The 23,033-nt window shown below is 38.7% G+C and carries 21 protein-coding genes; 2 read left to right on the top strand and 19 right to left on the bottom strand.

Features of this window, described 5'->3' with window-relative positions:
- Window positions 1-6: 6 nt before the first annotated feature.
- From AC58VC_RS34425 to AC58VC_RS34335, 19 genes are all read right to left on the bottom strand, one after another.
- Complete coding sequence (locus tag AC58VC_RS34425; protein WP_497375878.1) at window positions 7-285, bottom strand: hypothetical protein; 279 nt, start codon at window positions 283-285, stop codon at window positions 7-9.
- Complete coding sequence (locus tag AC58VC_RS34420) at window positions 282-1,238, bottom strand: conjugal transfer protein (protein WP_497375876.1); 957 nt, start codon at window positions 1,236-1,238, stop codon at window positions 282-284. Before AC58VC_RS34420 ends, AC58VC_RS34425 begins: the two co-directional genes overlap by 4 nt.
- Before the next feature lie 28 nt (window positions 1,239-1,266).
- On the bottom strand, window positions 1,267-1,584 hold the full coding sequence (locus tag AC58VC_RS34415; RefSeq protein WP_497375874.1) for a hypothetical protein: 318 nt from the start codon (window positions 1,582-1,584) through the stop codon (window positions 1,267-1,269).
- Window positions 1,585-1,620: 36 nt separating this feature from the next.
- A complete protein-coding gene (locus AC58VC_RS34410; protein WP_497375872.1) occupies window positions 1,621-3,012 on the bottom strand; it encodes a replication-relaxation family protein in 1,392 nt (463 codons plus the stop codon).
- The gene (locus AC58VC_RS34405; protein ID WP_497375870.1) at window positions 2,972-5,860 is read right to left on the bottom strand and encodes a helicase HerA domain-containing protein; all 2,889 of its coding nucleotides are present in this window, start codon (window positions 5,858-5,860) and stop codon (window positions 2,972-2,974) included. Before AC58VC_RS34405 ends, AC58VC_RS34410 begins: the two co-directional genes overlap by 41 nt.
- A 1,213-nt stretch (window positions 5,861-7,073) precedes the next feature.
- On the bottom strand, window positions 7,074-8,603 hold the full coding sequence (locus AC58VC_RS34400) for a hypothetical protein (RefSeq protein ID WP_497375868.1): 1,530 nt from the start codon (window positions 8,601-8,603) through the stop codon (window positions 7,074-7,076).
- Window positions 8,604-9,550: 947 nt separating this feature from the next.
- Window positions 9,551-10,930 (bottom strand): FtsZ/tubulin family protein, encoded by a 1,380-nt coding sequence (locus AC58VC_RS34395; protein WP_497375866.1) that lies wholly within the window; start codon window positions 10,928-10,930, stop codon window positions 9,551-9,553.
- Between the two features lie 3 nt (window positions 10,931-10,933).
- Window positions 10,934-11,356 (bottom strand): hypothetical protein, encoded by a 423-nt coding sequence (locus AC58VC_RS34390; RefSeq protein ID WP_497375864.1) that lies wholly within the window; start codon window positions 11,354-11,356, stop codon window positions 10,934-10,936.
- A 252-nt stretch (window positions 11,357-11,608) separates the two neighbouring features.
- Window positions 11,609-12,502 carry a MerR family transcriptional regulator gene (locus tag AC58VC_RS34385; RefSeq protein ID WP_497375862.1) on the bottom strand — a complete coding sequence of 298 codons (894 nt, stop codon included), beginning with the start codon at window positions 12,500-12,502 and terminating at the stop codon, window positions 11,609-11,611.
- 818 nt (window positions 12,503-13,320) lie between these two features.
- Entirely contained in the window at window positions 13,321-14,340 is a 1,020-nt protein-coding gene (locus AC58VC_RS34380) for a M23 family metallopeptidase (protein ID WP_497375860.1), read from the bottom strand.
- 7 nt (window positions 14,341-14,347) lie between these two features.
- Window positions 14,348-14,860 carry a hypothetical protein gene (locus AC58VC_RS34375; protein WP_497375858.1) on the bottom strand — a complete coding sequence of 171 codons (513 nt, stop codon included), beginning with the start codon at window positions 14,858-14,860 and terminating at the stop codon, window positions 14,348-14,350.
- Window positions 14,857-15,192 carry a hypothetical protein gene (locus AC58VC_RS34370; RefSeq protein ID WP_497375856.1) on the bottom strand — a complete coding sequence of 112 codons (336 nt, stop codon included), beginning with the start codon at window positions 15,190-15,192 and terminating at the stop codon, window positions 14,857-14,859. The genes AC58VC_RS34375 and AC58VC_RS34370 overlap by 4 nt, the downstream gene beginning before the upstream one ends.
- 58 nt (window positions 15,193-15,250) lie before the next feature.
- A complete protein-coding gene (locus AC58VC_RS34365; RefSeq protein ID WP_497375854.1) occupies window positions 15,251-15,670 on the bottom strand; it encodes a hypothetical protein in 420 nt (139 codons plus the stop codon).
- Between the two features lie 78 nt (window positions 15,671-15,748).
- The gene (locus AC58VC_RS34360) at window positions 15,749-15,952 is read right to left on the bottom strand and encodes a hypothetical protein (RefSeq protein WP_497375852.1); all 204 of its coding nucleotides are present in this window, start codon (window positions 15,950-15,952) and stop codon (window positions 15,749-15,751) included.
- A 30-nt stretch (window positions 15,953-15,982) separates the two neighbouring features.
- The gene (locus tag AC58VC_RS34355) at window positions 15,983-16,828 is read right to left on the bottom strand and encodes a hypothetical protein (protein ID WP_497375850.1); all 846 of its coding nucleotides are present in this window, start codon (window positions 16,826-16,828) and stop codon (window positions 15,983-15,985) included.
- A gap of 58 nt (window positions 16,829-16,886) precedes the next feature.
- Window positions 16,887-17,738: a hypothetical protein gene (locus tag AC58VC_RS34350; protein WP_497375848.1), complete on the bottom strand. Its 852-nt coding sequence runs from the start codon at window positions 17,736-17,738 to the stop codon at window positions 16,887-16,889.
- A 26-nt stretch (window positions 17,739-17,764) separates the two neighbouring features.
- On the bottom strand, window positions 17,765-19,090 hold the full coding sequence (locus AC58VC_RS34345; protein WP_497375846.1) for a hypothetical protein: 1,326 nt from the start codon (window positions 19,088-19,090) through the stop codon (window positions 17,765-17,767).
- Complete coding sequence (locus tag AC58VC_RS34340) at window positions 19,059-20,459, bottom strand: CpaE/TadZ family protein (RefSeq protein WP_497375843.1); 1,401 nt, start codon at window positions 20,457-20,459, stop codon at window positions 19,059-19,061. The genes AC58VC_RS34345 and AC58VC_RS34340 overlap by 32 nt, the downstream gene beginning before the upstream one ends.
- Window positions 20,459-21,118, bottom strand: a complete 660-nt coding sequence (locus AC58VC_RS34335; protein WP_497375837.1) for an RcpC/CpaB family pilus assembly protein — start codon at window positions 21,116-21,118, stop codon at window positions 20,459-20,461. The genes AC58VC_RS34340 and AC58VC_RS34335 overlap by 1 nt, the downstream gene beginning before the upstream one ends.
- A 224-nt stretch (window positions 21,119-21,342) precedes the next feature.
- Here AC58VC_RS34335 and AC58VC_RS34330 point away from each other — a divergent pair, with 224 nt between their 5' ends.
- Together AC58VC_RS34330 and AC58VC_RS34325 are read left to right on the top strand one after the other, a co-directional pair.
- Complete coding sequence (locus AC58VC_RS34330; protein WP_497375836.1) at window positions 21,343-21,747, top strand: hypothetical protein; 405 nt, start codon at window positions 21,343-21,345, stop codon at window positions 21,745-21,747.
- A gap of 175 nt (window positions 21,748-21,922) precedes the next feature.
- Window positions 21,923-23,026, top strand: coding sequence for an S-layer homology domain-containing protein (locus tag AC58VC_RS34325; RefSeq protein ID WP_497375834.1), 1,104 nt, complete (start codon window positions 21,923-21,925; stop codon window positions 23,024-23,026).
- Window positions 23,027-23,033: the final 7 nt, after the last annotated feature.

The raw sequence follows: 23,033 nt of genomic DNA, 5'->3' as shown, positions 1-23,033 counted from the left end.
AACCACCTACTTAACACCAAGCATTGACTTAATCATGCCAGTAATGAAATCTTTAAATGCATCCGGTGTCGCAACAACGAATAAGACAACGCCAGCAAGAATAAGAAACCAGATTAAATTCATAACTTCACGTTTCCACAAGAATACCAAAACAAAAACGACGATTAAACCTAGTGCTAAATCTAAAACCTGCTCCTCCAAATACTTTCTAATTGCTGTACCTGGTCCGTCTGCTAAATACATTACACCTTCTGCTAGCTGAGTTGAATGCTCAATGAATGTCATTGTTTATATCCTCCTTCAATGTTTGAAATATACCAACGATCTTGTGAGTACTTTAGAGTAATTGTTAAGTGTTGAATCTGTGCGACACCGTTTGTATCTTTCCAAGCTGTTTTTGTAAAAGCTTTTACTAGTTCAACTGGAGCAGTATCTTTAGAATCTACATTACTCTTATCGATAACCTGAATTTCTTTAATGCCTTCATAAGTAAAAGTGCCGGCATACCCATTAATTTCTTTCCCATCAGCCATAAAATATTTGAGCTGAGAAGGTTCTTGATTAGCATAAGCTTTGAAGAAATCTTCTAGAGTTGCGGTAATCGTTTTTTTGATCCCATCTGTTACTGTTGTTGAAATTGAAGTAGCAATTTCACCATCTGCTTTACTTTGCATAGGTAACACGGTAGGGTAATCATAGACGTAGTAACCCTGTCCGTTCCATGCTACTGGAACTTGCAAAAAACGAATTGCCAACGCTATAGGCCCGTTTTTGTCAGCCTCTTTTTGCTCTTGAACTTCAACTCGTACAACAATATCCGCATGGGTTTCATCTGTTTGTTTTACAGACCAAGCAATGGTTCGTAACCCTTTGTAATTTGCTCGATTAGCTCGAAGATCGCGACCCACAGATTCACTTAGCAAAGACTTGCTTACATATGGGGCAATGTTTTCATTAAACTTTTCTGCATTAGAATAATCAAAAGTATAGTACGCTTCAGCAAATGCTTGAGCAAATCCCTGAGCTGCATCACTCATAACTTCCGGAACCTTATTGATAGCTTCTACTTGGTTTTGCGGATAAATAATCGAAACAATGCCCCGAAGCATAATAAACCCTAAAATTACCCAAAGAATATACTTTTGAGCTCGTTTCGACTTAACCTTCTGTGACTGCCCAGGTGGTCGTATTTTACTGCCGCCTTTTAACTTTAATGACTTAAAACCCAGTGCTGCCAAAAATTCCACCACCTACTCTTACATTTTGTTAGGACTTACGATTTTTTCTTTGTAGATCCAATATAAAATCATCCGCCTTTCTCTTGCGTTCAGTAGCATAAATATGACCAGCGACCGCAAGAAACATAACAGCCACAAAAATAATTGCTGCGAACCACCCATGATCTCTCACGATTCTAAAAAACCCTGCATTATGCCCAGACAGCCTCTCTTCAGTCACCTCAAAGTTTAGATATCCCTTTCCATGAAAATACCAAAATGCCAAACTTAAGATCGCAATACTTCCGATGATTGGGAACATAAATTTTGAACCTTTGCTGCTCTCTGAACGCTTATCAAGTTTCATCTCTTCACCTCCCTTCATATAACACATGTTATAAATTTAGTAGGGCGTCACGCGACCATCTTCATTTGGAAGCAACCAATGAGCTCCATATGGGTCTCGTCCTACCAGTTCCCTACGCGATATAAAAACCTCACCTATTTGATCTGAAAAGCTTACGGAAGAAATGATTTTAAGTAAGTCGTTTTCCTGTTCCATGGTATCCACAATAATTAACAATCTTGGTATATTCTCACTTGCAAAGGACTTTGCTAAGTCATAATGATCTGATAACTTCCCTTCACTTGTTACCTCAACAAGCAATTGAATCTCATCATAAATGGTCTTGCTAAGCTTCTCTTTTGGGAAATATCTCACGATATAGGATGCATGGATGTTATTATGAACCAAGCTAATTATTCCATCGAATCTCAATTTCAACCTTGACGCTCGATAAGCCGGTACAGGTAATTTTGAGAATGGAAGATCCCCAATTTTTTGTTTTATGGCTTCTGCCATGAAGCACTGAATAAAATTAATTTGCTCCAATGTAACCGGTTCGCTGGATAGACGTTTGTAAACTGGTGCCAGCGGATACTTCTCTACATCACTTTGAATAGCTACCAGGACATCTCCATATCCTCTACCATCTTCTCTGTTGTAAAACCCTATGCTGTTTTCCGTAATCCGATCAATGCGAAATTTGATGCCCTCCTCACTTTCGCAATAAATTAAAAACACTGGAGGAACATTCACATCATTTTCTTTCATAATATTATGATGACGGTAATAACCCTGACTGGCATACTCAGCATGATTCTGTAGCTTATTCAAAACAAGATTCTTAGATTGCCGTGAATTCCTCTCATACTCTACAAGCCATGGAACTGTCCAACTACCGTAGCGCCAAAAAAGAATTGCATCAGGTTTAAGAAAGTCTTTCAAAATTTCTTTATCTTTATTTGGCTGATTTAAAAGTGTGTTTACTCCTGGTATTTGGTATTTTCCGGACAGCTCACCGACATAATCATGTAACGTCCCTTCTTCAATCTGCTCACGATATAAGCAGGCATAAAGATAAACATTAAGGTGATGAATGATAAACAAATCCTTCCTGTCTTTCCTTCCAACGTCCCAATCCAGTTCAACATCCCAGTAGTCCGCCATTGCTCGAAGCCCTTTTTTCGTAAGCGTGTAGGCATAATTCGAATGACCTTTTACACCTGATCTACGATTAGAAAAAAACGGAACGGCAGCCACATAATCAGCATCTCGAAGAGCACGCATTCTTTTGTTATAAGTAGCTCTCGCGATTGTTTCTGTTTTTGAATGGTAATAGAATCGCTTCTTTGCACACTCAAAATCTGAATAGTAGAATTCGTAAATATCTCTCAGCATTGAATAATCACGTTCATTCAGCTGAACTACCTTGCTTTCCGAAATTCCAGCCATTTTTACCCTTACCCTTTCCTTGATCCGATTTTACGGCTGTTTCTTGTGTACTTCCTTCCTTTCCAAATGCTTTGAAGTTAACGATGAATTCAACGTCATCAGCAGCTTCATCAACAGTAGGTTTTGTCGAACCATTTTCTTCCTTGTCGATTATAGCATTTTTTTCTAATTCTAAAGTCTCATTTTGTATTTTATGATCAGACTTTTGCCCTACTTTTTGACTCTCATCTTTAACTTCAATTTCTGGATCGGCATGCAGTATGTTCTCCGATTGATCAACGTCCTTATCCTCTTGTTCGAGTGAAATTATGCTACTATAACCCTCACCCTCTTCATCCTCATCTTCTACATCGCTATCAGAAATGTCCGTATCCGTAATAATAATTTCTTCATCTTCTTCACTATCGTTTTGGTCACGCTCTCCGTCTTGAATTGCACTTGCCTCTGTCTCGGCTGCAGCTGCTACAACCTTTTTCGCGTTTGTTAACTCTTCGGAAACTTCAATGGCATCATCGTTCGTTTCTTCATCTTTACCTTCGCTCGATACCATTGGTCGTTGCTTATTGTTCCTTGCTTCCAGCTCCCGAACCATAGCTCTGTCGATTGTCATAGCCACCAATTTTTTAATAACATCTGGATCAGCATCTTTATGCTTTGGTGCATTCGTTAATAAAGAAAATGGTAAGCTCGTGCTTCGCCCCTGACTCAAACGTGCATAAGCATAGTTCTCAGGAGTATTCTGAAAATCACGTCCTGATAAATTAGGATTATTGAATTGCTTTTCCAAGAACTCTGCATCAGCTGGATGGTTCAAGCGAAAGGCAATATGGGTTCCAAAATTCCGCGCCACGGCATCAGCTACCGATTTTTCAAGTTGTGTTACAATACCTTGCGAAGCCATCACTAAAGGCACTTTTTTCTGCCTTGTCGTATCCGCCATTTCTTTAACTACTTTTTCATTGGTTTCAATAAACATGTGGTACTCATCCGCTGATAACAAATAAAGATCGAGATCATCAACAGAATTTCTTGTTACAGCTGCTTGTTGATTCATTGTTAAAGCTAGTGAACCATACATTTTCTTTTGCTGGTCGTTCTTCAATAGTGATAAATCCAAAATATTGAGCAGCCCATTATTCATACTTTCAAGCCATCGAAACCCAGACGTTGCTGCACCGAATGAAGCATGAAACAAAGGAGACAAACTGAAATTTGAAAGCTTATTTAAAGTTGAATCTGTTAAGTCTGCTTTCATCCGTACATCGGCCGGCTTCTTCGAAGATGACAAAACAGCTATTTTAGCAAGATACTCGTAGATAACATCCTTTTGCTCAAAATCTTTTTGACGTTTAATAAACTGAGCGACGGTAAGGGCATATGCAGGATTTCTCAAAAGCTTGTCTAGATTAATAATGCTGGCTTCACCAAAATGCTGGAGCGCTATTCCCCCAAATGAAAAGTTATTCTCAACCCTTGGACCAACATTATCGGGCCAAATACGAGCTATCGAATCATAAACATTTTTTGCAATACTATCCTTTGGTGAAGGAAAATCAACATCATATAGATTAAATGGAAAATGTCTATCTGCCATCGGATCTGGTTGAACGTAATTTACTAAGTGAAGTAAATCCTCCGGAATATTCGTTCCCAACTCCTGGGCTAAACCGCCTAACGGATCTATAAGAAAAAATCCGCATCGCAAACCTTTTCTCCGCAGTTCACATATTTCTAAAAAAAGACTTACCAAGAAATTGGTTTTACCAACACCTGTACCACCTAGTACCTCTAAGTGGTTACTCAAATTATGTAGATCCAGATAGATGTTAGACGTCTTCATCCGAAACGTATTTGTCCCCAAATGAACAAATCTAGCTCCTTGGCCATCTGCCAGAACTTTCCGTGAAGCTTCTTGTACCGGCGGCGGTGCCTCTATAGCTTTCATTCGCAACCTAGTTACTTTTGCTAACTCAACTTTATTGGACGGCAACCTAACGATCCCAGACAACTCTTCAATATTTAAAATCAGACGTTTATTCTTACTACGCATCATCGGAAACAAACGATGCTTGATATCAAAAAGCAAAAGCGGTTTTATGTTCATCCATCTTTCAACTGGCACAAAACCATTTAGCGCTTCGCTTGTAAATTGTCCGAAACTCCGAGAAATTTCAGCAAGCAGCTGACGAGCATCTTGTTTCCCTTTTCCGCCAATCATAATTCTCAGACCGCAATCAGCTAATAACTTTGTCTGCTTTGCATAAATTGCATTCTCAAATAATTCCCTCTTTTTAAAGTCATCAACTTCATCCCAGCTTTTAACGATTTCAAGCGCCTTGTCAAAACGGTTCTGATATTTTAATGCTGGCTGCATGACGATCTGGATCAAACATTTTTGACCAGGCTTCAGATCACTTACCGCATTTACTAAAGCTGACTGCGTATCAATAATTTCATTAAAGAAACTTTTAATAGGAACTGGATAATCCCGATCAAGTTTCAATCGACTTGCAGCAACAAAATTGGATTCCGAAAAATCAACCGCTTCTGCCATAACACGTGTTATCTCCATACTCGGGTGCTTACCTAAAATTTTCTTCCTGATCTCTTCTCCTACAGATTCGCTCGGAGCCCAGAAGAAATACAAAACCTCAGTATCGCTTGCTTCAATTTCCCAAGCAAATCTCGGCCACTTAATCAACCTTCTATACCACGGCCTTCTTAAAACTTCTAAAATTTCGCTTATCATCGTTTCATCTTCGAAATAATTCATTACATGATCATTATGAACCAACATCTTATATCGAACGCCAGGCTTCCTTAACGGCTTAAACAAATGGTATCTCAACTTTTATCCTCCTCTTCCATTCATACTACAACTCGGTTTACACCTTCTAATCTTAGCTCTACGCATTTCCAACCTCTTACAACTACAACCTAGCTGATCATATCAACCGCTCATTCAATTTCCCTCAAAGCAGCTCATAGCATCTTCCCGGCTCATCCAAACACTCTTAATCGTCTCATCACTCAATTACATCCCAACAACCAACATTCAAATCTCACTTTCCCAACAGACATATCCTTCATCATCCAATCCATACTCACTCCCATCAGCTCATCTCACTCAACTACTAAACTCTTCAATCTCACTTTCCAGCAGCCATATCCTTTATCGTCCAATCCATATTACACACCCATCAGCTCATCTCACTCAACTACTAAACTCTTCATCTCACTTTCCAACATCCATATCCTTCATCAACCAAACCACACTTCCCATCCACCAACTCATCATCTATACCATTCCAACAATCCACATATCTTTTCCAATCAAATCTCATACCCCATTTCACCAAACTCACTCTCTATAATTCTTTAACCCATCATTCATCTTTTATCTTTTTCCAATCATCACCTCTCTACTATCTCTCATCTCCCTCATCTCATTACCTTCTCTCATCTCTCTTAACTCTTTCAACTCCCTCTATCCTCATCTCAACTCTCTACTACTTTCTACACTCTTAACTCACTCACTTTCACATCTACTCTATACATACACATTCATCATACACACACTCAAACACACAACAACTCAACTACACCACAAACACTAACCATACCCTCCAACCCACACCGACCACCGACCACCGCCCCCGCCCTATCTCTTTCTTTCTTCTGTGCGTACGTCGCATATATTTCTCTAGTTCCACAACATCAACTCGCGCATTATAACGTAGTGGAGAGGCGCGAGTTGATGTTGTGGAACGGCCCCAGAAGTATTGCTGTATAAGGGTTTCTTCGAAGAATACTATAGCGGGGGCGGGGGTCGGAGCCCACTCTTTAAGAAGTATTTAAAAAACCTTAATAAAGTATTATTTAAGCCATAAATAAATCATTAAAGCGAATAGGTCTATAGGATCTATTTTACACTATTTTCCCATATTCGACAAGAAATTATATACAGAAATTAGTACTAAATATCTACGTATTTCAGGGGAACCACCCCCCGCCCTTGAATTATAATTATTCCCTCCTACGTATAGTTATTCACAACGCTATCAAGAAGAATCAGGTGGATCAACAAGGCCAGCTCTCTCCCCAGAGTTACCCACAAGAGCATTCCCTCCCTCCTTCCCTAGAATACTTTTTAAAGATTCTATACGTTTAAGGGTCATTACATGACGAACAATTCCTTGATTTTGAGAACTATAACGACGGCCAAATAAAGGGACGATTTTGTTCGTCTCTTTATCTTTCGGACTAATTTCACTTCTATCAAGCAAACGGTAAATAGTAGTCGCTGCTTTGCCGCGGCCAATAACATTCTTTTCAATAACCCCATTATTAATAAGCTCAGTAATAATCTTGTCTAACATGGCTCTACTATTAAGATCAAGAACCTCACACAGCTGTCGATTGGATATCTCCCATTGGCCTCCGTTCTTTGAAAGCAACTCTAAAAAGCACGCAGTCCATTGAGCTGGTGTACTATACTTACGTTCTTCCATTAATTTTTTACGAGTAAAATACAGCGATGGCTTAATACCGGTCAGAGCAAAGACATGCCGTGGATCAGGACCACCAAAATTTCCTGAGTATGCGTCCGATACTTGGCGTTCAACTTGTTTCCAAGTAAATGCGTGGCCAGAGTCTTTAGTCTCCAGTCCTTCATACCAACCAACTATGAGTGATAGTGCGTCATTGTAAGTAACATTGAGTGCATAATATGTAAGTGCAATTGTAAATGCTGTCTTTCTACGTTGCCCTGGATCTGGCTGCATAGAAAATAACACCGAGTAAGCAGGGTCTTTTTTCAGTGCAGCAAAAGGAATATACATGTTTTTGTTTTTTTGTTGCTTTGTTGCTACTTTTACCGTAACTGAAACCTTTTTATTAGCCCCGTTTGTTTGTCTTTTAATTTGGGAAAACTGATTGATAGAGTACTTAATACCACTAAAAAACACTACATTCTTTGGAATACGAATGTACCGTTCAGCTCCGATTAAGTTATCTGTACCGCCTTCGGCTGTCGGGAATCTCTTAGAAAAAGCTTCTACTAGAAACTTATTAATGTCATTGTAGTATTCACCGGCTCTGGTCAAGCTCTCTTTGTTTTTGTGTGGCCCAACAACGTCCTTTTCCAGCACAAACCACACATGATAACCACGTGTTGTCTCGTTAATAAATGAAGGTGTTACACACAATGACTCACTGTGAGTCACTATGTCTTCTAAAGGCCACGACTTACTATCGATATCAATAACAAAAGCATGAGCACTGTTAATGTTCTTACGATTTCTATCCCAATGTTTCCGGGCTTTTGTATTAAATGTGGCAAATGTCATGTAGTCATAACCATTTGTCGCGCATTTCAAGAACGTATCGTATGTTCTAACGAATTTTGTATCACGCTGATCAGCCAGATCCTTCTTGTCTTTGCCCACATGAATCCAACCAGGCTGGAATGCATTATAGTACCCCTTCGCTTGGAATGCTTTTTTTGCAACCGGAGTAAGGCGTCCATGAAAAATAAACTGCATGATTTCGGAGAGCTGCATGGGCTGTAGATCCTGATTAGTCGCAACCATATCCGTCTTATAATGAAATACGGGCCAAGAGAACTCATTTTGTATAGGACGTGCTAGTGCCTGGGACATAAATTCAAATCACCCTTCATTAAGATAGTATAAAAATTGGAAATTTATATAGGAAGTTTTGTCTTTATTTGTCGAAAAAGAAGTATTTATGTCGAATTAACGTTTGTCGCCCGTTGAACGAAAAAATAACATGTGTTATAATTTGTTTATATAAAAAAGGTAAAGCTGATTTTGGCAGCAAAAAACCAGACCTTCTTGCGCTAATTTTTAAAAAATTAGGCAAAAGGAAAGCGACCTCTCGATTTCCGTTTTTTAAAACGGAAGAGAAGCTAATGTTGATTAGTTTTAAGTTTTGTTTGTAAAAGTTGTTCAATCTAGAGCTGGAACTCTACTTGAACAAAGCAACTCGATCCTTACCCAACCCGACAACTAAATGCTAGAAAGTCATCTCGATACCGCTGGAACGGTGATCGGGATTTTTTCTTTTGAGAGAGATTATTTCCCCCTCTAAAACCAAAAAATGCGCATGACAGGGGCATAATACCCACCATCATACGCATGTAAATTTTCGAACTCTCCTACTAATTTCCTAAAAAATAGTTACTTAGGATAGAAGGAATTTCAAAACAAATGTCGTATACTTATAAGTATCAACATTTAAATTACATTGCGCCTGGTAGTGGTGTACCATGCGTGATCGAAGCAAGAGGATTCTTGCTTCCGAACAAAGGGCCTGCCAGGGCTCTTTTTTCGTTTTTAGCATATATTACATATTCGACAAACTTTTCAGAAGTCCTTCTTTTTCCAAAAAAATATCCACAATTTCTCTTTTTAAAATAGTTACCCACAAAAAAAGCATCTATGAGCACAACTTACAACGCTCATTGATGCTTTTTTGTGTGGATAACATATGATGAATTCTCTATAAGAGCAATTAACTATTTACGGTTTAGAAAGAAGTTATTCTGAGCTTTAGGTGCCTCATTAGATCCACCTGTGGTTGTTCCTGAATCTTGTTGTTGAGAAGTCGCTGGAGCTTTAGCAAATGGATTCCCTCCACCCGCTCTGCGCGTTGTGGCTGCTGCTGAGGAGTCTTTAATCGGTCCCCCAAGATTCATACCACTGGCTTGTCGCTCACGCTCTACGCGCTTGCGCATAAGTTCTTCTGCTTCCTCTTTAAGATTTATGGCTCGGATCGGCAAACCTGCTAGAGCTGCCATCGTATAAATGATTGCGTTTTTAGAAGATCCCCATGTAGCAAATCCGATATAAAAGCTAACGTCCGGTAATTCCTCGTTTAAGCGACTTCTAAGTAGCTCTAAAGTATCTTGATTATAATCCTTTGCGCGGCCACGCGGCAGCACTACACAAATAGCCATGCTACGTAAATCACGGTTATAGTCAAATCCATTAGCAAGCACATTCTTCCCTTTGTATGTACTGAGAACTTGATTCACAAAATCTTCTTCTGTCCTAGCTTCTTTATCAAGATCAATCTTACGTTTAGCGTATGTAATAATGCTACCAGTTGATTTTACGTTTGTGCTTACATCGGCTGCATCAAGTGTAATATCACTTTCAAGGCTCGTTACAACATTCCATTCGTGTATGATACTGGCTACTTTATAGTTACTGTAGTAATCCCATGTTAAATCCGGAGCTTCTGGATCTTCTCGATGATCACTTACAATTTTTTCATTATCTAAGAGAACAATCTCATCCAACAATCGGTATTCATTGCCCTGCTCGTCCGAAATCAAGTTTGTTTTTGTTGTTAATTCTGCAAGAGCATTGAAAGCATTTTTACTTTCAATTTCGTTTGGTCTCGGCAAAGAAGCAATAACCGCTACTGGGATACCTAATCCTTGTGCTATGGCTTCTACCATCAGGTTAACTGCCCCAGTACCTGTTCCCCCGCCAAGACTAACGCACAAGTAAATTTTGCTGCATTTAGAGAAAATGCGCATGATATCCTCAAAAATCTCAGCACCGTTCTCTTCCATAGCCTGTCTGCCCACTTCAGGACGCTTACCTACTCCATTCTCGAATCCCTTTAAACCTTTTTGATGTGTCCTGGGTACATTTCGCAGCGTGCCCATATCGCCTAGATTACTATTAATAATCATGGTAGGGTATTCGGGATCTCCTGTCCTAGGATTTCGAATGCCGGCAACAGCATCCACCATCTTAGATCCGCCTTGCCCTAATCCAATGAATCCATAACTTTCGCTTGCCTTTGCTTCCTTTTGAGCAATAAAATCCTCCAGCTCCCAAATACTATCGATCTTAGTTAACTCACGCTCTTTTTCATTTCTCATTGTCTATCCCTCTCCCATCAATAATTTTTGTGTAACCTTAGCTCGAACTCTTTCAAGCAGTTGCGGATCGTCTTCAATCATTCGGCCAATTAGATTTGCTGCTGCATAACCTCTCTCGGTTAATCGATATTCATAGGATCGGCCACGGCCATTATGTATATTTTCAACAAAGGTAGTGCCTTCAAGTTTGGCAATAGCCTCTGAAATTAAACTCCTATATTTAGTTGGGTTACCTTGAGTATCACCAATATACTCCATAAAACGCTTGGTTATATCGATCTTAGAAACAACATTATCTTTTAAGATGATTGAAAAAACATCTAAGACCTCTTCCCGTAAAACTATTTTGCATATCTCATCAATTCCTACTACAAGAGGCATGTCTTCATCATGTTCGCTCAATGATTGTTCGTAGTCCGTTTTCAAAATTAGCACCTCCCTTACTCACTCCATATAGTAATAATTAGAAAAGCGGCAATAATTATTGTGAGTAACAATTAGTATTAGTGACAAATACTGATTGTGAGTGACAATTAGTATATATTAAATATACCAAAATTTAGGCTTAAAATCAATAAAAATATGCATATTTTACCTAAAATTAATAGTTATAATAAGTGATTGTGAGTGACAATCACTTCCTAAAAATAGCCGCGATTAAACGCGGCTATTACCCCACTATTTTCCAAACAACTTCTGTATCCAACTCTTTTTTGTATCTTTCTTTCGCTTTTGAATATCCATCATTGCATTCATGTATGCTACAGGGTCCTTTTTCCGCAACTCCTGCAGCTTTGCTCGTTGATCTTCAATATCCATTTCTCCAGCCATGGATTGTAATTCATGCATTTCTAACAGCATTGTTATCATTTCCTGCTGTTTGACTTGTTCCTGGCTGTTACGTTCGACTTCTGTATGCAATGTGTCAATTTGCTTAGCCGCGCTTTCATTTGCCTCTCTAGACATTTTTAGTTCATCTTTCAAAGCATTTATTTCTTTTTCAAAATTCTCACCACTTGGTAATGCGGCTGCTTCACTCAACATTTCCTTCACTTTCGCTTCTACCATCTCTTCGATCTTCTTTAGCATCATTTCAGGAGACATCGAGCTGCCGGCATCTCCATGATTTATCGAGACAGACGGTTTATATCGATCAGGATCATATTTCTCTGATTCGTTTAAAATAGTCGGCTTAAGTCCAACTAATTCTTGAATTTTTTGCAGTGTTACATCTTCTCTTCGTAGTATTAACGCCATCCGCAATCGAAAAACAGCTTGATAGTTGAGGCGATAATTACGATTAGGTCGATCCGGTTCAATATAATTAATCAATGATTGAAACCAATTCTTCATCGTGGATCGATTACATAAATAATCAGCCTTTTTCTTTTCGTCGCAATACCATTCTTCAATATCCCCAGTTTTATATTCCTTAAATTCATTTAAATCAGCCATAAAATGATCAATTAAATCAGCGTCAACACGAAGATTTTGACACAATTGATATAGTTTATCCTGAGAAAACTCTATTTCTAGCTTAGAATGCATATTTGTTGGTTGAAGATCACTCAATTTATATTACACCTCTTCTTCAATTTCATCATATATCTACTATACCACACTAAAAATAGAGTATAAATAATTTAAGTTAGATATAATCTAACTTATTTTAACTTTAATTATTATATATTAGATTTTGTTTAACATAATTTAATTATTTTCTGGCTATTTTTATACAACTTCACTAGTCAGAAATAGTCAGAATGGATTTTCTGACTAAAGTCTTAGTCAAAAATAACCAAAATAGATGTTTGCGGCTAAAATTTAACCTTTTTTGGGGATAATAATTCTGGCTTTTTTTGACTTTATAAGTTATCTTAAAATAGTTGAATTTTTATATACATTATTATGTATATAATATATGTTATTATATAAACAAGACGAACCCAAAACAGTTCGTCTTGTTTAAATGATAAGTTCATGCTACTTTTAAATTGGTTCTTCATTTTTCGAAGCTTGGAGAACCGTCCCTGATAGGCGCCTGACCAACCACAATTGGAGCAGGCGCTTTATTCCATTCTAAATTCATAAAATACAAAGGGATTGAAAATTCTGTGCTTGTGAGATTCCTTACAAATGCATGTGTAGCAACTCCTCCAATTACTCTGCAACATCTAGGGCAAACTTCAATTCGAATTACCTCTTTTGAATCTTCGCCGTCATCCTCAGATTTAATAGGCTGAACACTAGTACCAGTATAATTAAATAAACCAAACTGTGAAATTGATTCACAGCCACATGGGAGGGCAGTACGGCCGCCATTTAATGTTATTCTATTCTCACACAAATTCATGTTATGACACCCAAACCTTTCTTTTCTCCGCCCATGACTATGGTTGAAAATAATTCAATGGGTTTTGCGGAACATCGTTTATCCGTATTTCAAAGTGAAGGTGAGCCCCAGTAGTTAATCTTCCACTATTTCCTGATTTAGCAATAAGGGAATTTTGATCCACTTGATCGCCAACGCTCACAAGAATTTTACTTAAATGCAAATATCTCGTTCGTTTTCCGTTACCATGATCAATAGTAACAATATTTCCACCGGAATCTGTGTAATCTGCGAAAACGACTCGGCCAGCAGCAGCCGCTAAAACATCAGTCCCCATTGGCGCACCGATATCTAGACCAGCATGCATTTCACCTAGTTCACCGGTTACTGGATTTATGCGATACCCAAACGAGCTTGTCAAAACATATATGTTTGGTGCAGGCCAGCTAAAGTCATGAATAGTCGGTCGCCATCCAGAAGCAGGGAGGGAGTTGTCTCCATCAACACCGTGGCTACCATCACTATCTGAAGATCCTGTTAGTGCTGCAATATAATACGCATACATCTCTCTAAGGTTTTCAACGTCTCGCTCATCAAACTCCTCTGGTGGGATTGCTAGTTTATCTAGCATTTCACTCAGCGTATGCACATGACGGACATCATGCCTGCAAGTTTTCGATATAGTTTCACCCGTATCTGGATCTGTTTTATCGCAATCATATTCTTCTCTCGTGTAGTAAATAAATAATTGTACTGATGATTTTACAGACCTCTTTGTTACTTTCAAATCCTTGATATTAAAATTTCCTGTACGGTATGTATCATAGATCATGACATTTATGGCTTCAACTTGTTCCAGTTTAGCTTCTGACACGTAATACAAGATATACTTGCTGGCGCTATCCATATCAAGATCTTCCTCACCACCACCGCGTAGACTTAATATTCCGCCTGAGCTAGTAACCATCAAGAAAAACATAATTGCAATCCCCATAGTCAATAAAAACGACCCTAGAACGGCATATATAATAATCTTCTTGTTTTTCCAAGCTGCTTTTGCAATCATTAACTCCCACATGGAAACATCACCTATATATTTCTGTAGTAATTAGTATTTTCTTATTTGCTACGATCCCAAGCATTGGTGTTCGAATCGGAATAGTAATCTCCGCAATAATACCAGGATACATCATCGATCTTCCATATTGATCAGAGTAGGGGACTTCACTTTCATGAACAACTTTGAATTGATTTATCTCGACTGCTCCGTGAGCAACGCTTCCAACAGCCGGTGTAAGGGAAGCTGTTAGCCGCAGCCGATCTTGCAAGCCCTCCACAAACAAATCATACGCCTCGTTATCATCTGTGAGCTTAAAACCTGTCGTGTCCGCAGTGTACTTCACATCCAGCAGTTGATAGATGTCTAAGTTTAGATCATCCAGCACTTCTGTAGTTTCCGCATCTATTGTTTTAACCGTCCAATGATCAAGTAGCGCAAGCCCGGCACCGATCATTAAAAGAAAAATAACGAAAAAATAGATAAGAATATCTACTCCTCCGCGTTCATTCTTCCATAACCATGATCCAACATTTTTCATCGTACAATCCCCAGTGCAAATACATTGATACGTTTTGAAATCACTTCATCTTGGACCGTGATAGTAGGTAAAAGGGAAGAGGCCTCACTAAATATTGGAAAACGGTATACATACGAGATTTGGCCCTCCATTCTGGATCCAAACGGCTGCGGGGAGAGAGCACCAGTAATACTAATTCGGCTGCTATCCATTCCTTTATTCACAAGAACTTGTTCTACAAATGCCTCTGTAGAAGGGGTAAGCCCATTATTTACCTTCATGGCATCTCTCATAACCGTATCACCAACATCGATTAACGCTTTATGAACGGTAATATATCTGGTCATTTCCATCCCAAAGAGTGAAAATGTCAGGAGCATTGCTGCGCATCCTATATAAACAATGAGTTGACTAACTCCTCTCTGATCCTTCACCAGGAACGTCAAAGCCGCCGAAATGCATCCCAAGTTCAATTTGTTCCCCTTCATCCTGATTCATACCACCTTTAGCTTCTTCGACCTTTGTAGTCCAAACTGTAATTGAATTTGCTTTTAATACTACGTAGTGCAGCCTCAACGAATGAATTGTCTTTCTTCTTGGAATCTCGTTATAACGCACCGTGACAAGAGCACCACGCGGAATATTCTCTACTTTAACAATTAACTCTTCAAGCCAAGATTCAAAAGGATATTCAAACGACTCATACTTCTGAGTCGAAGTATTCATAAAACCCTCACTTCTAATGTGAAAATTGATAACTCTTTGTTTACTCTCTTCCATAACATGCGTTGTAGAGCTCCTAAAATAGCCTGTAAGCTCGAATTCTCTCAAAAGGCTCCAACTCCTTACTGAAAATAAAAGAAAGCAGGACAATTCAATGTGATTGTCCTGCTAATGCTTGTAGCCATATTACAGTCCAGATACAGTAGTAAATGTGTCAGTTACAGTGCTAGTCACTGTGCTTACGCCAGAATCAATCGTTGGATTGATGGCAACGTAAGCTGCGCCAGAAACGATAAGACTGAAAAGTACAAGCAAACCATAGACAACCAACTCAGAAGCGCCTTTTTGACCAGAAAGATAATTAACAAATTTTTTCATTGCTTTTTTCATCCTATTCACCTCCTTAAATTAGTAGAAAGATTACCCAATGCTCAATTGAACACCTAACATCTTCATAATCAGCGGAACTCCAACCATTAAAGCTAGATTCACCAATATTCCTATTGAAACTATAGTAATCGTTAGATTCTTCTGAATCGTTTGCTTATCAATCATATGATCGACTTCATTCTTTGCCGAATCATGAAGTGCTTTGATTTGCTTTTCGATCCGAGTTGTCAACGAATATTGGTCCAGTGAAACGAGTATGGAATCAAACAATTTATCATTAATCCGGTTCTTAATAATTCCCATTGCCTTCTTTAAGTTGTGATCGATTAGTAACTCCTTATAAGCAGCATCCATGATAAGTTGCAGCTCGCCGTCTAATTCCTCTCTGGCCGCGCCAATTGCATTTTCTATGCTTCCTTGCCCGTAAACTAGCTCAGACTCCAAAATGTCTACAAAGGCAGGCGCTTGATAAATAATCCTTGCTCTGAAGTCCTCACGCTCTGATTTGAACTTTAAAATGGGGGCAAAGGGAGCAAAAAGAAAAATTAATATCCCTATAACCAAAAGAAAAACTGCTTTATCTGACTTTAATGAAACGAACAATAAGATATCTATGAACGCTACAACACTACCAAGCAGAAAAGAAATCACTATACTTCGAACTGCTTTTCCTACAGACCAGTTGTACCCTTGCCCTGTTTGAAATAGTAAGTTTTGCAACCACGTATAGAGCGCAGGGGGGAGGTTTTTTCTCAACCAAGCCTCATATTGTTCAGATAAGTTCTGATAATCTTCTGGTTCATCCTGGCTTTTGCTTCGCTTCGCCAAACGTCTTAACCCTGGAAGGGCTAACTTTGCTATTTTCTGATACGCCATGAAGACAAATACGAGTACAAGCAAAAACAAAAAAACGAGTAATATGTCCTTCATTTCATCACCCCTCCGACAGCAAGATAAGTCTTTGAGCTGATAAAATCATAAAACCGGTAACAGCAATAATAACAACTACCGCCATCTTCCCTAGGGGTGAATAAACAAAGTACTCAAAGAGATCCGGTTTAAACAAAAACATAAACGCTGCAATAGAAAACTCGAAGATAATACCGCCATAAATAATGATAATACCTGCATATGTTTCTATTTTACGATTGGCCGCCTGCCTTTTCCGCGTTTGCGTCCTGTCAATATGTCGATCTAAGCGAACAGATAAAGATCCACCGCTTCGCAACTCTTCAACAAAGTCATCTAGAAAGCTTCGTAAAATCCTATTCCTAAAAAACCGCTTTGCTCTTTCTGTTTCTTCGTAATCCTCAGCACCGTTTATCAGCCGTCTATGCAAAACATCAAGGGTACGCTGATAAGATTTATCCGCATGAACCAATGCTAAACCAAGCGATTCCAGCGGTTTATCGAGAGTGTTAAAATAGTTGCTAAAAGCAGAGAGAAAAGTAGGGGCATCTGCATCGATCCTTTGGCTTTTCCATACACTTCGCATAATGATAAATTGTTTAGATGCATAGATTAGAATACCCGTTAACATAATCGCTGCAATGGAATTGTCCATAATACGATTGAAGCCTGCTCCGATCGCCAATGCTATCATTGCACATAGAAGAAAGTACATTTGAATAGGAATTCCGATTCCGCTGGTGTTGTAATATACATACAATGGCGGCTTCGGATTGGAGTAATCGTCATACGCTGATTCATCGATTTTTTCATATGTCCATTTATATAATGTCCATAACAATACCAACAGCGAAACAATAAGTAACCATCTATTCAACTTCACACCCCCTGATATAACACATGTTATGCCAACCTCAATTCAGGAGGAGGAGATGCACCGTTCAATCTTGCCTTACTAAGGATCTTCGGAGCTAGTTTTACATTATAATCTCGGCTCCAGTTCCCAATCAGCTCATGCCGAGACTCTTCCTCAATGTCAAATTTAAATAATGTTTGATATTCAGGCGTATATGTATTTTCAACGATATTTCCCGTAAATTGAACAACTTCTCTAACGCGCATACGATCCATAATTACAATTAAATCCATATGGCTTGTTAGCTGCTGTATTAAATACCTTACATCATAGCCAGCTTGTGCTTGGTTCATCATAAATATGAAACTTTGAATGGCTCCATCTGGATCATTCGCATGGTATGTAAAGCAAGCCTGAATTCCTAGTTGTAAAATGTGAAGCATCGTTAGCGCTGCTTCATCCAAAAACTCACCTAAACCTAAAAATTGAACCATTTCTTGTTTCATAAACTTCAACAATTCAATTTCTGTGATTGGACGCCCACGTTCACCTACGATTTCTCTGGTCAGACGCCTTCTCATAAAAGGATGAACTCTTTGAATTTCGTTTGAAGATTGAATTAAACCACCATGTTTTGATGCAGGTATCCAACTGAGATAAGAGCCCATAATCGTGGTTTTTCCGCTACCAAACGGTCCAACAAAGCCAACTGTAAGGCCGGCTTTTGCAGCCCATCGCATAAATGACTCTATACCTTCAGACATTGCGTAACGAATTTCTTTTGGCCCTAGCGGTTCTTTCCGCAGTTTTCGAATAGAAAGAGTAGGAGAGTCTGGACTTACATCAAATCCACCAGCACGTATGCGTAAATTCCATTCGCTATCCTCTACTTTTCCTAGTGGAGTATCTAAAGAGAACCTACCGCCGAGCCGATTAAAGATTCTATGAATGTAATCCTGCAGTAATTTTTCGCTACCAAATGTTATTGGTTCTCTGCGCCAATGCAGCCTTTCCATAACCCAGATTTCATTAAAGTTTTCCACTTCAATGTTTGTAATTAAATCATTGGCAACAAACGGATGAAGATCCCGATAACCAGTGATAGAGTCAACAACCATTGAAACTAACCGATCTTCAGGAACACCAGGAATACGGAAATCATATTCGTATACAAGCGCCTTAACTCTTTGCAGTAGCATTTTCTCTTTTTTTCTTTCAATCTTCTCATCAAAACGATGTACAAGCTCCCTAGTTATGATGCTGGTGATATCGGAAAATGAGTTGCGATCTAACAGAATATCGTCATTTCGTTCTTTATTCTCATTTATCAAATGCTTCAAACTAATTCTTCGACGCAAGCCAGCCTGATACATATTTTCTCATCACCTTCTTGTAATGCGTCCATGATGGTTGGAACACATTTTTTGATTTTGATGTTTTACCAGTTACTCGAAATAAAATCCGTTCGATCTGACTTCTGACCTTAATTGCTTTAGGATTATGACGTAATACAGCGGGCTCTTCTCTTTCTCCACCCAATAAAACATCTATTGAGTAGGGGACAGAAGCAATCACCTCAAGTTTGATATTTTTCTCTAAGTCTTCCACATCGATGCTTCCACCCTCACCAGCTTTGTTTAAGATAATGTCAACCTTAGCAAGTGGAATTCCGTACTTTTCTTTCCAACCAAACACCGCAACTCTTGTCTCTTCAGCTACAGAAACATGCGTTGTGCAAACTGTAAAGATATGATCTGCAAGCATCATAATAGGCAGTTTAGCAGGGGAAAAGCTGCTGATTTCAGTATCAACAACGATTATGTCAAAGTGTGGCTTCAAAATTCGAATGATAGAAAGAAAAAAGTCATCTGGCATTTCTTCGCTTTCTTCCGTTGCCTCAACACCAACTAAAACACGTAATTCTCCTTTTAAATCATCTCGATACTCTTGACAACAGTCTAATAAAGACTCTATGTAGAGCTGCTTATTAAGGTAAAGTTCAAAAGCAGTAGTAAGCTTTCGTCCGCGCCGGTACTCCAATCCATATCGGCTGGCCAAACTATCATTCTGTAAATCAAATCCGACATGTATTGTTTTAAACCCCGATTTCGCCGCATGGACAGCAAAATTGATTGAAACGTCTGTTTTACCAACTCCGCCGCTTGCCGAAGTGAACACAACAACTTTATTAAGGAAATTGACAACCTCAAAACGGGATTCCGTGGCGTGACGCCAAAATCGCTGATCATCCCCGTCTTTATCAGCAAGGTACATCGCATACTCTTGATCATCCGCCTCTTTACGCCATTCTTCCTGATACTTCTCCGAGACTAACTTATCCTCTTCTGATACTACATTCTCAGTCGGTTTACTTATGGATTCAATCGAGCTTGCAACAATCTCGGCCCCAGCTGCCGCTTCCAAGTTCATAAAACTCATATAATCAGGTAGGGGCGTGCGACCATCGATGTACTCAAGCACTAAATCAACATCATCTTTGAGAATTATCACCATTACGCCAGGATAAACAGTACGTACTAGATTGTAGAATTCAGAAAACTTTCGTGTACCACCTAATCCTTCATGCGCAATTAACACGGCATAACTTAAGCTCATTGATAATGCATTTAGAACTTGTTCTTGCGAATTCATATTGGTGCTACAGATAAAATCAGCATCTAATACGGACTCAACTTCTTCGTACAGTTTGCTAGGCAATGAAAGTAAAATGTTATTTTTCATCATTTGTTAGCATTCACACCCTTTTTCTTAAGGAACAGCGATAAAGTACCATTTTCTTGGTCATAAGCTAATTTTTTTGCCGTTTCTGTATCCACCTTCAAAACGATTGCAAAAGGCTGATTAGATAGATCGTCCTTCTTAGACTCTTCTACATCTTTTCCTCTTTGGTTACGAACAGAGATAACCGTAACGTCGCGCGCAACGATATCCCCTGTAGTTTCCGTCATCTGAATACCTTGATTCGGGTTACTGTTTTGTCTCTTTACCCAAATAACATCAACTACATCTTCTACTGCAATTTTTCCGCCATTTTGATACTCTGGCTTAGCTTTTACCGCAAATTCACCTTCATCGTCCTTAAAAAACAATTTTGTTTTTTCTGAGAAATCCGATGAATCAAGAAAACGTCCGGATTGAAGCGTTCGAACTGGCCTCATGTTCTTAAGGGTTTCAAGATCCTCAACCATCCATTCCTTCGGCCTAGTTACATCAGCCTGTATATAGTGCTTAGGATCGAATTCCTCACCAGCTGCCACCATCTCTTTAGTCATCCAGACTTTAACTGTAGCTTTTTCGCCACTTTGTGGTACAAAAACATAAACAATACCTACAATAAAAATAACCAATAAAAGTGCAGCAAAAAAGCGGTTTTTCTTCACTCTAAACCTCGCTCCCTCATATGATTTTTTATATTAAAATCATATCATAATGGTGTTGTAGGAGCAAGAAAATTTTGTTATAATTTGTCTAAAGATGTATCTCATGTAGGATGTCTGAGAGACTATCTAATATATATCGACGTAAAAAAGTAATCCTAAAGAACTAAATTATTTGTTTTATCAATTAATTCTTGACTAAGAAGGAAGGAGGGCCAAAAGATAGGGTGGACTTAAAACGTAGGTATTTTAGCGCAGCAGAAATATCAAGAATGCTAAAGATGGATTATCACTTTACTCGCAAGCTTTTGAACGAATATCACGAACTAAAGCTCGTACGCAAAATTGATAATCGCTATCACATTGGGGAATTCCTTACGCTCGCATACAACCAAGAAAATACTCCAGTTTTGGAAACTTTGCGTGGGGGAGTTATTACCATTGAAGAGGCATTTGAGGAAGCAACTAAACACAGCACGAAAATACACATTAAAACATTTGGACGATTAGTAAGGAATAAAAAAATATCCGCCTATCAATTTAAATTATCTAATTCGACCAAGTTCATTTACCGGATTCCGTTTGAAACTTTTTTTGCCGATATGATGAAAGCAATATCTGACAAGGAATAAGGGAAATGGTTGGAATACGTCAGACGTCTATCAGGGACGTATAACGCGTGTTATAAAAAATGTGCAAAAATAACAATGTCGGGCGTCTATCAGGGGCGTTTATAACATGTGTTATAGCTGGAATTTAGAAGAAATATGAAAATGGTGAGATTTTAAAAGGAGAGAGGTTGATTGTATGAAAAAGTTAGCAATCGCGTTAATGACTACAGCTTTACTTACAGCATGCAATTCCGAATCAAGCGCTGCTGTTGCCGAGAATAAAAATATAGCAACCCAATCACTAATCAAATTGACGGATGTAACCGGTCATTGGGCAGAAAAATCTATTCAAACTGCACTTCAAAAAAAGTACGTTGATGGTTATGAGGATTCAACGTTTCGTCCAGAAGTCAATGTTAGTAGGGCCGAGTTTATTAAGATGATTATCACTGCAACAAACATCAATGTGTCAGGCGATACGTCTGGATCAGAGTGGTATAAACCATACATATCCGCGGCGATGAACGCAAAACTGCTTCGAGAAAATGATTTCTCTGATAATGACATGAACAAAGCAATTTCGCGTATTGAAATGTCCAGAATCGCACTTAGAGCATCAGATAAGAAATTACAAAACAACGCTATACAAATGGATGATCGATCGATCATGTTTAATACAACCAAAACCGGACTTATTCAAGGACTTTCAGGTGGAGAATTAGGCATTAATAAATCAACAACTCGGGCCCAGTCTGTAACTATAATAGAAAGAATTTTGACAGTTCTAGGAGGCGGCAAGCTAGAGGTTGATAAATCAGCTCAAAGTCGCGCCGAGATAGATCTTAGAGGTAGTAACTTTGAAACGATGTGGGGAATTCGAGTTATAGATCTTCCGTACTCTCATCATTTGGGTGAAGGTCTAGATATGGTAATTAACAAAGTTATTGTGATCGACCATTCACAATCCAACTCAGCCTACAATCCATATGAAAATGCTAAACTTGGTTTTGGAACAAACTCGTATACACTAGCATTTGATATTACTATGAAAAATACGACCAAAAAGGATCACTATGCATTTTATCCAAGACAGTCAATTTCACTACTTGATTTCGGAGGATCTTATAAACCTGAAATTGATTTAGAACCATTTTGGCTGGACCAAATTGGAGAACATCAAGGCTGGTTAGGGTTTAATGTAAAAAAAGATAAGATTGAAAATATACTAAGCCTTGGAAACTCACCAAGAATTGATCTAAAGGTTCAATCAGAACATATTGACTTCATCATTGGGAAGTGATTTTAGT

This window comes from Paenibacillus sp. J22R67, assembly GCF_059692175.1.
This window is presented reverse-complemented; position numbering and strand designations above follow the sequence as displayed.